Origin of the sequence: Lapidilactobacillus bayanensis, from assembly GCF_003946695.1 — a bacterium.
GTDB classification, from domain to species: domain Bacteria; phylum Bacillota; class Bacilli; order Lactobacillales; family Lactobacillaceae; genus Lapidilactobacillus; species Lapidilactobacillus bayanensis.
The window spans coordinates 1-11,815 of the sequence record NZ_RHOX01000040.1 but is presented as its reverse complement, the minus strand read 5'-3'; the positions used below and the strand labels follow the sequence as shown (position 1 = coordinate 11,815).

The window sequence follows — 11,815 nt, the reverse complement described above, 5'->3', positions numbered from 1 at the left end:
ACTAACGGTTCCGACTACTACGGCCCGCAACGGACTTTCACCGTCTAGTTGATGCCCATGCCGGGCGCACTGAAATTGTAGTTGCAGCTTTAGCTGTTACTACAAGACCTGTCTTGGAGACAATTTTGTAAAAATTGGCTTCAAGCAGTGTCCACCACGTTCCAGCGACAAGTATTTATTTTCCCTCACGGTACTCGCTAGACCCCATATGCAACCTTTGCGCAAGCGCGAAGAGACACAAAATAACAGTTACGGGGTTTTATCATCCACAAGCCACAAAAAAATCACCGCAATCAACCCACGGTGATTCACTAAGCCTAGTTGTTTGTATCACTGACAACTTCATACATGTTTTCGGCTTCATCTTTCTTAGTCGTTTCGCGCATCTCTGTTACTTTGACGACCAACGTCTTATTACCGAATAATAACGTTAATTCATCGCCAATTTTGACATCTGTTGATGATTTGGCGACCTTACCGTTAATGCTGATTCGACCCTTGTCGGCTATTTCTTTGGCAACGGTCCGTCGTTTAATTAAACGAGAAACCTTCAAATATTTATCTAAACGCATTTCATTCATCTCCTACATTATCTGGTTATTCCTCATGCAAATAAAAGAATCACTTATTCAGCTACTACGGCAGTTGGCCCGGCTATGTTGACAATGGCTTGTAAAAAGTTCATTAATTCTGGCAACCATTCTTGACCAGCTGCTTCTTTTTTCGACAAACGGAACTTGATGTGGTACTGGTCATCTACAATCTTAACATCTGCACGATAATTAATCGCGCTTAATGTTGAAAATAATGTTTCCCCATCAATTCTTTTGGTTCCTTCTTGGTTAAAAATCACACTAATTGCACGCTCATCTTGTTTAATTTCAGCGAGTTGAGCTTGATCAGCTAACAATTTCAAATGACCAACTGTTAATAAATTCGCCACTTCGGTTGGATAAGTACCAAAACGATCAATTAAATCGGCCTGAATTTCTTCGAGTTGCGGCACATTTTCAATCTGGCGAATTCGTTTGTAAATTTCAATTTTTTGACGACTATCATTAACATAATGATCAGGCAAATAAGCATCCAGCGCTAATTTTAATTCAGCATTGGAAACTGTCGTCGTCCCACGATGCTGTTTCTTCTTGACCGCATCATTTAACATTTGCGAATACAAATCAAAACCGACAGAATTAATGAAACCATGTTGTTGCTTACCAAGTAGGTTGCCGGCGCCTCTAATTGACAGATCACGCATGGCAATTTTGAAACCTGAACCTAACTCTGTGAAATCTTTAATAGCTTGCAACCGTTGTTCACCGATTTCAGTTAAAACTTTAGCTGGTTGATACATTAAATAAGCATAAGCAATTCGACTAGAGCGACCAACGCGACCACGCAATTGATAAAGCTGTGACAAGCCATAACGATCAGCATTTTCAATAATCAAAGTGTTGGCATTCGGCATATCAACACCTGTTTCAATAATCGTTGTGGTCACGAGCACATCGAATTCACCATTGATGAAATTATAAATGACGTTCTCCAATTCGTGCTCAGACATTTGCCCATGAGCAAAACCAATTGATGCTTCCGGGACTAATGCCTGCAATCGATCGACAGTTCGTTCAATATCCTCTACGCGATTATGCAAATAAAAGACTTGACCGTGGCGTTCAATTTCTCGTTGAATCGCTTCACGAATCGCTCCTGCATTTTGTTCCATCACATAAGTCTGGATCGGATAACGATTGGTCGGTGGCGTTTCAATCACCGATAAATCACGGACACCAATCATTGACATGTGCAACGTCCGCGGAATTGGTGTCGCGGTCAACGTTAAAACATCCACATTTGAACGTAGTTGCTTCAAACGTTCCTTATGTTTGACACCAAAGCGCTGCTCCTCATCAACAATCAATAGACCTAAATCTTGAAAACTAACATCTTTCGACAAAATTCGGTGCGTCCCAACAACAATGTCGATACTGCCCTTTTTCAAGCCTTGAACTGTTGCTTTATTTTCTGCAGTGGTTTGGAAACGGGACATCATGGCCACATTGATTGGAAAATCAGCAAACCGATCTTTCATTGTTTCGAAATGTTGCTGCGCCAAAATAGTTGTTGGAACTAAAAAGGCCACTTGTTTATTATTTTCGACTGCCTTAAAAGCTGCCCGCAAAGCCACTTCTGTTTTGCCAAAACCAACATCCCCAACTAGCAATCGATCCATCGGCCGTTCTTGTTCCATATCATGCTTAACTTCCTGAGTACTTCGCAGTTGATCCGGTGTTTCTGAATAAGAGAACTCACTTTCAAATTGATGTTGTAGCTCATCATCAGGTGAAAAAGCGAACCCCTTTTCAGCTTGCCGTTTAGCATACAGCTCAATTAAATCATCGGCGATATCTTCAATCTTACTGGCAACATTACGCTTAGTCTTCTGCCATTCACTACCACCTAGCTTATTAATGTGCGGCGTTTTGCCCTCGGCCGAAACATATTTGCTAACTAAGTTCAGCTGATCAACTGGAATAAACAACTGGGCATTGTCTTGATACGTAATCGTTAAATAATCACGATGAACGCCATCGACTTCTAGCGTTTGCATGCCATCATAACGCCCAATTCCATGATTAACATGAACGACATAATCACCTGGTTTAAGTTCACTATAACTGCGCAAGCGTTCGGTGTTAGCCATTGTTTGTCGGCGCACCGGAACATTTTTCTTAACCCGATTAAACAATTCCCACTCTGTTAAAACTACCAAATTGGCATCGGGAATTTCAAAACCGTTGTGTAAATTACCCGCAATTAATTGCACTTCGGCAGGTTCAATTTCATTTTCAGCGGCTAAAGTAACTTTAACTTCAAAATCACGGAAAGTTTGCTGTAAATGCTGGCGTCGCGATTCTTCGGTAATGAGCAATAAGACGGTGCGCTTTTGTTTATGCCAACGGTCCATCTCTGTTTTAATCAACGGCATTTGACTGAAAAATTGTTGAACCGTGCGCATAGAAACATTGATAATCTGATCAAGCCGTAAATTACCCATCCCTTTTTGGAAGAGCGACAAATACAATTGCCGCTGCGGTAAATGACGTTGAACATCACGAAAGTCGCGACGCACTTGCTGACCAGCCAAAAAATGGCCCTGTGCCAATTGATCCGTTTGCCATTCAGCCAAGTTTTGTGCCAATTCATCAGCCTTATCTAAAAGACGCGCGTTGTCATCAAAAGCGACAATTCCCGTCTCACTCAAATAATCACGAATCGTTTGAACATTCTCCGCTAAATATTCCAGTAGTAACTCCGAGCCGTCTGGCAAAATACCTTCAGCTAATTGACTGGTGATATTATTAAAGTGTTCAGTCAACGCTTGAGCCCGTTTTGGGTCTTTAATTTTGGTTTGGTTAACTTCTTGAGTAACCGCCTTTGCAATTTTGACCGCACCAGCCTGACATTCTTCAGTTGTTAATAGCCGATCATGTGCCGGTAAAATTGTGACGCTGGATAAATTCTCAATACTCCGTTGACTTGCTAAATCAAAACTGCGCAGACTATCGACCTCATCGCCAAATAATTCAATTCGCAATGGATCCGCTAAATCCAGCGGAAAAATATCAATAATGTCACCACGAATTGCAAACTCACCTGGTTTTGCGACCAATTTTTGACGTTCATAGCCCATGGTCAACAATTGTTCCGGTAACTTGGCAATATCCAGTTCACCATCTTGCTGGACGGTTAAAACAGACTGGTGAAATTTATTAGCGGCGGTTAATTCATAGACTAAACCTGCCACAGTTGTTACGACAACCCCCGGCCGATTACTCAATAGGAAGTTCAATGCCTGAATTCGCAGATTACGCGATTCAGGTGAACTAACTGTTCCTTGTGCCGCCACAACCTCTTCAACTGGAAAATAAAAAACTTGTTCACTAGACAATAGACTAGTTGAATCATCAACAAACTTGCTGGCATGAAACCCATTGTCCACGACAAATAAGACTGGTTGTTGTGCTGCCTGCACTAATCCAGCCACATATAAAGATTCTGCAGATCCATTCAGCCCCGTAACTAATCGTCGCTTAGGGGCTACCCAATCTGTTAAAACATCAGCCAACTTGATCCGCTGACAAAAATAATCAATTAAATTCATGAAAGTCTCCCAATGTTAAACTCGACTTTTTCCGTGCTCTGGTTTTGAAACGTGCTGCAAACAACTGACTGCTATGTCTAACTAGAAATCCCATCTGGGTTTGCACCCAGCTGTGCTTCCTAGTTAGAGCTACACAATCAATCCGTTGCTTTGAACACTCTGATTTTTGAAACGTGCTGCAAAGCAACTGATTGCTATGTCTAACTAGAAATCCCATCTGGGTTTGCACCCAGCTGTGCTTCCTAGTTAAAGCTACGCAATCAACCCGTTGCTTTTCGCACTCTGATTAATTAAATTGGTTCATCAATTGCGAGAAGTCTTTTTCTTCGTTGATCCAGAGTGTTAGGGCTTGAACGGCGTGGTCCATTGCATTTAACACGACTGGCACATCATCACCGGCAAATGGGGTTAACACCCAATTAACAACTTGCGAGCGTTGTGGGTGTTGAATCCCGATCTTGACGCGATTGAAGTCTTGGCTGCCAGTAGCACTGATAATACTTTTAATACCATTGTGACCACCAGAAGCACCATGAGTTCGTAAGCGCAACTTGCCAACTGGCATGTCTAAATCATCCTGAATGACCGCAATTTCTTCGGGTTTGAATTGATAGTACCGCATTAAATCACCGACTGCACGTCCAGAATCGTTCATATAAGTCAGCGGTTTAACCAAAAGAATCTTTTCACCATTAATCTTAGTCGTGGCCGTCAAGGCGGAAAATTCATTTTTCTTCAATTGTAAATTTAAGCTGTCTGCTAACTGCTGCACAGTATCAAAACCAACATTATGTTTGGTGTGTTCATATTTTTGCCCTGGATTGCCCAAGCCAACGATCATTCTCATTTTACTAACCTCATTATCTCTTTATCTCTTTATCTCTTTATCTCTTTATTTCTATATTATAATTGTTTCAGCCGCATTCAACCAGATTGTTCTGCGATAAGACATAACTATATCTGTTGTGAATCAAACCTAGTTGATCCTCACTTATTCTAACGTTTATCTTCTAAGTATCAGCGACAAATTATAACACATCTTCACCGATTAATTAATTCAGGCAACCGCAGACGATGACATTTACCCATTAGTTATGATGTATCAGAACGCAATTGACAATGACAAACTCGAAAAGTTATGAGACAAGTTGCTTGTGAACGTCCTTAATTAGTTAGATAATATTGGTTGTAACAACGTTCTTAAATACTGTTTGATTACGGCCTTTTCACGTATAAGTAACATGTTAACTTTAAAACAGATAAAATTAGCGCTTCTCTTTGAAAATATCGCGCAGTTAGAGAGAACCTTACCGAAAACGGTTACAATTATTTTGTAACCGGCTGCTAATCGTTTTGGCAAACGTCACTGCCATTGCAGTTATTGCCGGATAATATTTTCATGAAAACAAGTAATTTTTTCTGTTAAAGATTCATGAATGTGTTATACTTTAAAAGGCCTTAATTATTGAAAATCAGGAAGGATGAATCTTATATGTCAGATCAAACTAAAGATCGTCAAAAAGTATTGCTTGTCGGCGACGGCGCCGTAGGTTCAAGCTTTGCTTATGCATTAGTACTTCAAGGAATTGCTCAAGAAATCGGTATCGTTGATATCGCCAAGGGCAAAACACAAGGTGATGCTATCGACCTTTCTAACGCATTACCATATACTTCACCAAAACAAATCTACTCAGCTGAATATTCTGATGCAGCTGATGCTGATGTCGTTGTTATCACTGCAGGTGCTCCACAAAAGCCTGGTGAAACTCGTTTAGACTTAGTTAACAAGAACTTAAAGATTTTGAAGACAATCGTTGATCCTATTGTTGAATCAGGATTTAAGGGTATCTTCGTTGTTGCAGCTAACCCCGTTGATATCTTAACTTACGCTACTTGGAAACTTTCAGGCTTCCCTAAGGATCGTGTTGTTGGTTCAGGTACTTCACTTGATACTTCACGTCTTCGTCAAGAAATCGCCAACATGGTTCATGTTGACGCTCGTTCCGTCCACGCTTACATCATGGGCGAACATGGTGATACTGAATTTGCTGTTTGGTCACATGCTAACATTGGTGGCGTTAAGATCGCTGAATGGGTTAAACAACATCCCGAAATGGATGAGAACAAGCTTGTTCAAATGTTCGAAGATGTCCGCGATGCTGCTTACAAGATCATCGACTTAAAGGGTGCTACTTTCTATGGTATCGCAACTGCCCTAGCTCGTATCACTCGTGCAATCCTTGATGATGAACATGCAATCTTACCATTGTCAGTTCATATGGATGGTCAATATGGTTTGAACGATATTTATATCGGTTCTCCTGCCGTTCTTGGTCGTGAAGGTATTACTAATGTCATCGAAATTCCTTTGACTGATCACGAGTCACAATCAATGCATGCTTCAGCTAAACAATTGAAGAAAGTTTTAAACGATGGTTTTGCTGCAACTGGTATTGAAACTCGTCAATAATTTTTTAAATTCATAACTTCTTCTAGAAAGGAACTGGGATAAAAATCTCGGTTCCTTTTATTTTTTGTTGTCACAGAAAAAGTCGGCGTTTAAAGAGCTTAACATGCCATTTTGTTTGAGGGTAAAACTTTCACGAAAAAGAACGGTTGAGTTGATCAACAAGCTCGACTTAATTTTCACTTCCAACTGCTTACGCTCTTGATAATGTCCGGCTTTATTAAAGGCAAAATATTAAATCAGTCTAAAGTTAAAACAGGTTCGTTTTAAAATAGTGAATTGATTGTTATAATGTGATTGGGAATAATAGACCAAACAGGATAAGGTGAAACAAATGAAAAAGGGAACCAAGATACTACTCGGTGTGGTTGGTGCAGTAGTTGTGGCCTTAGGGGCACTCTACACTTATCATGGTATTTATTATCAATCACGTTACTTGCCAGGTACAAAAGTTGAGGGCGTCACTGTTAGCAAACTCTCCTACGCACAGGCAAAACAAAAAGTTAGCCAAGCTTTGACCGAGAATAATTATCAACTCTACGATCAAAAAACTAAATTAACTCAAGTCTCAGGTAAAGAATTGGGCATCACACAAAACACCTCTGCCTATCTCAAAAAGGTCCTTCAGACCCAGAACTCTTGGTCACCAATTACAACGGTTAAAGCTGAAACAACCACGACTACAATTATTGGCATTGATAATCAAAAACTTGATCAGTACGTTACGGCAACCTTAGCAACTTTGAATAAAGGCCGACGAGCACCACAGAATGCCAAGATCATTAAAGCGGCAAGTGATTATCAGATTAAACCTGAAGTCGTCGGCCAAACTTTTGATCAAGCTGCTGTTACTAAAGCAATCAAAACTGCCATTAGCAACGGCGAGCAAAAGGTCCAATTGGCAGATAGCCATCAAAAAGCGACCGTTACCAAAAATGATCCCAAATTAGCTGAGCAACTGGCTAAAATTAAAAAGATTGATACGATTACTGGAAAATACACCATTGCTGGTAAAACCGAAACAATTACACCAGCCATGATTCATCAATGGTTAGGTTACAGCGATGGTAAAATCACGTTAGATCAAACTGCCATGAAGGCTTACCTTACTTCGTTAAACAACAAGTATGCCACTTATAATAAATCGCGCCAATTCAAGTCAACTAAACGTGGCGTTGTCACCGTTCCGGCTGGAATTTATGGCTGGAGTATTAATTCTGCTAGTGAATTACCTAAGTTAACAGAAACAATCCTAGCTGGTAAAGACTTTACCCGTGAACCTGTAATTGCGGGTACTGGCTATTCAAAGGACGGCTATGGCGATGCCTTAAGCGATATCGGTAACACCTACATCGAAGTTGACAAACAAAATCAACATATGTGGGTTTACATTAACGGTCAATTAAAGATCGAAACCGATGTCGTAACAGGCAATCCGAATGGCCATGACACACCAGCTGGCGTTTGGGCAATCTGGTCAAAAGAACGCAATACAACGCTTCGTGGTGAAAATTCAAACGGTAGTAAATATGCTTCTAAAGTAGCTTACTGGATGCCAATTGATAACACTGGCGTCGGCATTCACGATTCACCATGGCAACCACAATACGGCGGTGATTGGTATAAGACCCACGGTTCACACGGCTGTATTAATACCCCACCTGCAACTGTTGCCAAGATCTTCGATATGGTTTCAACTGGCATGCCAGTTATCGTTTTCTAATCTGAACTTTATTAATTTCAGTTAAATAACTAGGGTCAAAATCCTCTTTTGGATTTTGACCCTTTTACTTTATATTCTAATGGTATTCGACTGCTTATGGAACATGTCGGCGTTATTTGAAACGAGCGTGCTAAATACTAGAACTGTTATGTTGTGCTTCTTCGCGCCTACGAGAAATGCGCTGGTGGAACGCTGCGAGCATTGACCTGAGCTGAATAAAATCCAAACCTAGTTATAAAGATAAGTCCTAAAACTGTTATATTGTGCTTCTTCGTGCCTACGGAAAATACGCTGGTGGAACGCTGTGGGCTCGACTTTAAGCCAATCTAAGATTGTCTTAAAGCTCGGCCTTGTCGTAAGCAATAAATTGCCAACGACAATTTCACAGCTGACCGCGATTTCCCTCCGGCACTGACGTAAGAGCGTTAGTGCGGCTTAACTGCAAATTATACTTCTCAAAATTAGAAGGTAATTCACCCACACGTTAATTCAGCGCTTGCGCAAAGGTTACCCTCTTGCTTGTTTAGTGGCGGCGAAGAAATACCGCTCAGCAGTGACATTAATGTTAGCAATTTATTGCTTACATTAAGGCTCGTATTTGAGACGATTTGTATTTCAATCGGCTCAAATCGACGCCCACTACGTTCCAGCGCAAAGTATTTCTTCGCCGCCACGGTACCCCGCACGTTCCATATGCAACCTTTGCGCAAGCGCGAAGAAGTGTAACATAACAGTTTTGGTTTCAAACCTTTTTTCCATTAAAAATTTATATCAACGCAACTTTTTAGATCGTTGACGGCGGATTTTTAATGAACTTTCGTAATTTGCAGTAGACCATCACCTAGTGGTAACAGTGACGCTAATAATGTGTCGTCAGCGTAAACCGTTGTCAGCAATTCGTTTAATTTACGATGAATACCCTTATCGCGGTGACGAATCGTTGTTTCTGGATCAAAAATACTCCCACCTTGCAAAACATCGTCAATGATTAATAAGCCGTTGGGTTGCAATAGACGCAGTACTTCCGGTAAGAATTTAATATATTGTGCCTTAGCCGCATCAAGAAAAATTAGATCGTAATGATCCGTCAACATTGGCAAAATATCGGCAGCATCGCCGGTCAATAGCTGAATATTAGCTAAATAACCCAACCGTTGCCAATTCTCGTGTGCATGATTGTACATCGTTTCAAAACGGTCAATCGTTGTGACTTTGGCTTGTTGATGCGTTGCTTCCACAAATAATGATGAAGAAAAACCAATCGCCGTTCCGACTTCTAGAATTTTTTTCGGTTGTAATTGTGCGACTAGTTGAAATAAATAACTGACTGTTTCTTGGGGAATTATGGGAATTAGCTTAGTATTCGCATCCTGCTGAATTTTTAATAGTTGAGCACTGATGGGTACTGGTTGTTGACGTAAAAAGTTTAAAACTTCAGGTTTCACGACAGGCCGTGACATCATTTCATTGCGCATTTCTCATTTGACTCCCATTTTTAAATTTAAGTGACTCTTATTAAGCTCTCATATATTTCCAATACTGTCAATTTATGTTATGATTACAACGAAGTTAAAGACCTTGGAGGTAACATTATGCTCATCAAGACACTGGTTTTGCAGAAAGATAAATTAACTACCGTTAACGAAACAGCAACATTAGAAGAGGCTCTTGATATTCTTGAAAATTCTGGATATCGCTGTGTCCCAATCCTCGATACTTCAGGTAAAATTTTCCGCGGTAATATCTATAAAATGCATATTTATCGTCATAAGTCTCAAGGTGGTAACATGAAATTGCCTGTCACTTATTTGTTAAAGAACACCACTAAGACGATTGATATTGATTCACCATTTTTTAAAGTGTTCTTCAATATCAAAGACTTGCCCTACATTACTGTTCTGGATGAAAACCACAATTTCTATGGCATTTTGACTCACGCTAAATTATTAGAAATGTTATCTTCAGCTTGGAATTTGGACATTAGCAGTTATGTCTTAACCATCGTGTCAACAGGTGAGCGCGGCGAATTAGAGGAAATGTCTAAAATCATTACGAAGTATACCTCAATTGAAGCCTGCATTACATTAGATGCTAAGAAAGGATCTTCCGTTCGGCGGACATTAATGACATTACCAGCCGGTTTAGATCGTAAAACGCTGGATCAAATCGTTGACCGCTTAGAGAAGAAGAAATATCACGTTGCTGAAATTGATGACTTGCAATCTGGTGGTACTTTACTAGACGAAGCGTAATCAAGATAAAGGTAAAGGATTCGGGAAAGTTCCCGAATCCTTTTTTAGTATCGTCATAAGATAAAAGCTTAAGTTGGAAAGACTGAGCTGAACATCAGAGTCAGCTTGTGCTTCCAACTTCTTTTTTAATATACTATGAATTCATAGCTTAGCAAATTTGATCATCAAGCATATGTAAATCATTTTGTGGTAATTAAGCCTAAACTAATTTGTAAAGCGTGATCAACAGCAGCCATTCTCTCGTCGCTCAATTGCGTTACACGCTCTTTTAGACGTTGCTTGTCTATTGTCCTTACCTGCTCCAACAAAATCACTGAGTCGCGTTCTATGCCGTCTTTAGCAGGTGTTATCCCCACATGCGTTGGCATCTTGGGTTTCGTAATCTTGGCAGTAATGGCGGCAACAATCACCGTAGGGCTATAATGATTGCCCACATCATTCTGGACAATCAAAACCGGCCGCATACCTCCCTGCTCCGAACCCACAACCGGTGATAAATCAGCAAAAAAGATATCACCGCGCTTAAATTCCTTTTGTTCCATTTAATCAACTCACATCTAATCTATTTTTGATTCACACCCGGCACATTCTTTACAGATCTCAGAATTTAACGACGCCATTTCTGCGTAACCGTGCACCAAGCTGTTCACAGTTTGATTATGGTGACACAGAAAATCACTAATAGCCTGTTCAACAACACTCTCTGGATCAAGCTGATAAAATTCGCAATATTGCAACAAATCGGTACGTAAATGCGCATCCACTTCTGTCATTAACTTATCATCAGTCATAAGCATCATTCTGAAATCCCTCCGATTGTCACCAGAAAACATTAGCAATAATAACCCGGCTAGAAAAATCATAACATGTATTATTAAAAAATCAAGCTAAGTCGATTAAAATACCGACTTAGCTTGCTAGTTGATCATTGAATTGATGACACCATATTTCTTCAGATTATTGCAAAAGACCCAACCACATATTTTCTAAATTTGCAGCGATAAAACATGGTATATTTTGGCTGTGAAAACTAGAACTGTTATGTTGAGCTTCTCCGTGCCTGCGGGAAATGCGCTGGTGGAACGCTGCGAGTTTGATTTGAGCCAAATCAAGAACCGATTTGTCTCAAATAATCGAGTAGGAGGTAATTGATTAATTCAATTACCGACCTCTCACACCACCGTACGTACGGTTCCGTATACGGCGGT

Annotated in this window: 10 protein-coding genes; 3 read left to right on the top strand and 7 right to left on the bottom strand. The window is 40.3% G+C overall.

Annotated elements, in window-relative coordinates; all coding sequences use genetic code 11:
• Positions 1 to 317 precede the first annotated feature (317 nt).
• From EKM65_RS10520 to pth, 3 genes are all read right to left on the bottom strand, one after another.
• The gene (locus tag EKM65_RS10520) at positions 318 to 572 is read right to left on the bottom strand and encodes an RNA-binding S4 domain-containing protein (RefSeq protein ID WP_125608261.1); all 255 of its coding nucleotides are present in this window, start codon (positions 570 to 572) and stop codon (positions 318 to 320) included.
• 53 nt (positions 573 to 625) lie between these two features.
• Positions 626 to 4,165 (bottom strand): transcription-repair coupling factor, encoded by a 3,540-nt coding sequence (gene mfd, locus EKM65_RS10515; protein ID WP_125608259.1) that lies wholly within the window; start codon positions 4,163 to 4,165, stop codon positions 626 to 628.
• A 286-nt stretch (positions 4,166 to 4,451) separates the two neighbouring features.
• Positions 4,452 to 5,012 carry an aminoacyl-tRNA hydrolase gene (pth, locus tag EKM65_RS10510; RefSeq protein WP_125608257.1) on the bottom strand — a complete coding sequence of 187 codons (561 nt, stop codon included), beginning with the start codon at positions 5,010 to 5,012 and terminating at the stop codon, positions 4,452 to 4,454.
• A 645-nt stretch (positions 5,013 to 5,657) separates the two neighbouring features.
• Between pth and EKM65_RS10505 the strand changes: the two genes are divergently transcribed.
• Both EKM65_RS10505 and EKM65_RS10500 read left to right on the top strand, forming a co-directional pair.
• The gene (locus EKM65_RS10505; protein ID WP_125608255.1) at positions 5,658 to 6,635 is read left to right on the top strand and encodes an L-lactate dehydrogenase; all 978 of its coding nucleotides are present in this window, start codon (positions 5,658 to 5,660) and stop codon (positions 6,633 to 6,635) included.
• 331 nt (positions 6,636 to 6,966) lie between these two features.
• Positions 6,967 to 8,355, top strand: coding sequence for a L,D-transpeptidase family protein (locus EKM65_RS10500; protein WP_125608253.1), 1,389 nt, complete (start codon positions 6,967 to 6,969; stop codon positions 8,353 to 8,355).
• Between the two features lie 473 nt (positions 8,356 to 8,828).
• Here the strand turns inward: EKM65_RS10500 and EKM65_RS10495 are convergent, their stop codons facing one another.
• Positions 8,829 to 9,029, bottom strand: a complete 201-nt coding sequence (locus tag EKM65_RS10495; protein ID WP_125608251.1) for a hypothetical protein — start codon at positions 9,027 to 9,029, stop codon at positions 8,829 to 8,831.
• Positions 9,030 to 9,161: 132 nt separating this feature from the next.
• A complete protein-coding gene (locus EKM65_RS10490) occupies positions 9,162 to 9,830 on the bottom strand; it encodes an O-methyltransferase (protein ID WP_125608249.1) in 669 nt (222 codons plus the stop codon).
• Between the two features lie 117 nt (positions 9,831 to 9,947).
• On the opposite strand from EKM65_RS10490, the gene cbpA reads away from it, so the two are divergent.
• On the top strand, positions 9,948 to 10,607 hold the full coding sequence (gene cbpA, locus EKM65_RS10485) for a cyclic di-AMP binding protein CbpA (protein WP_125608247.1): 660 nt from the start codon (positions 9,948 to 9,950) through the stop codon (positions 10,605 to 10,607).
• Positions 10,608 to 10,786: 179 nt separating this feature from the next.
• On the opposite strand, the gene EKM65_RS10480 is transcribed toward cbpA, so the two are convergent.
• Positions 10,787 to 11,149, bottom strand: a complete 363-nt coding sequence (locus EKM65_RS10480; protein WP_125608245.1) for a type II toxin-antitoxin system PemK/MazF family toxin — start codon at positions 11,147 to 11,149, stop codon at positions 10,787 to 10,789.
• A 15-nt stretch (positions 11,150 to 11,164) separates the two neighbouring features.
• On the bottom strand, positions 11,165 to 11,407 hold the full coding sequence (locus EKM65_RS10475; protein WP_125608243.1) for a hypothetical protein: 243 nt from the start codon (positions 11,405 to 11,407) through the stop codon (positions 11,165 to 11,167).
• Between the last annotated feature and the right edge of the window lie 408 nt (positions 11,408 to 11,815).

Excerpts from the sequence above, each read along its gene's own strand:
- EKM65_RS10520 (WP_125608261.1), bottom strand. The coding sequence starts at position 572 with ATGCGTTTAGATAAATATTTGAAGGTTTCTCGTTTAATTAAACGACGG.
- mfd (WP_125608259.1), bottom strand. The coding sequence starts at position 4,165 with ATGAATTTAATTGATTATTTTTGTCAGCGGATCAAGTTGGCTGATGTT.
- pth (WP_125608257.1), bottom strand. The coding sequence starts at position 5,012 with ATGAGAATGATCGTTGGCTTGGGCAATCCAGGGCAAAAATATGAACAC.
- EKM65_RS10505 (WP_125608255.1), top strand. The coding sequence starts at position 5,658 with ATGTCAGATCAAACTAAAGATCGTCAAAAAGTATTGCTTGTCGGCGAC.
- EKM65_RS10500 (WP_125608253.1), top strand. The coding sequence starts at position 6,967 with ATGAAAAAGGGAACCAAGATACTACTCGGTGTGGTTGGTGCAGTAGTT.
- EKM65_RS10490 (WP_125608249.1), bottom strand. The coding sequence starts at position 9,830 with ATGCGCAATGAAATGATGTCACGGCCTGTCGTGAAACCTGAAGTTTTA.
- cbpA (WP_125608247.1), top strand. The coding sequence starts at position 9,948 with ATGCTCATCAAGACACTGGTTTTGCAGAAAGATAAATTAACTACCGTT.
- EKM65_RS10480 (WP_125608245.1), bottom strand. The coding sequence starts at position 11,149 with ATGGAACAAAAGGAATTTAAGCGCGGTGATATCTTTTTTGCTGATTTA.
- EKM65_RS10475 (WP_125608243.1), bottom strand. The coding sequence starts at position 11,407 with ATGATGCTTATGACTGATGATAAGTTAATGACAGAAGTGGATGCGCAT.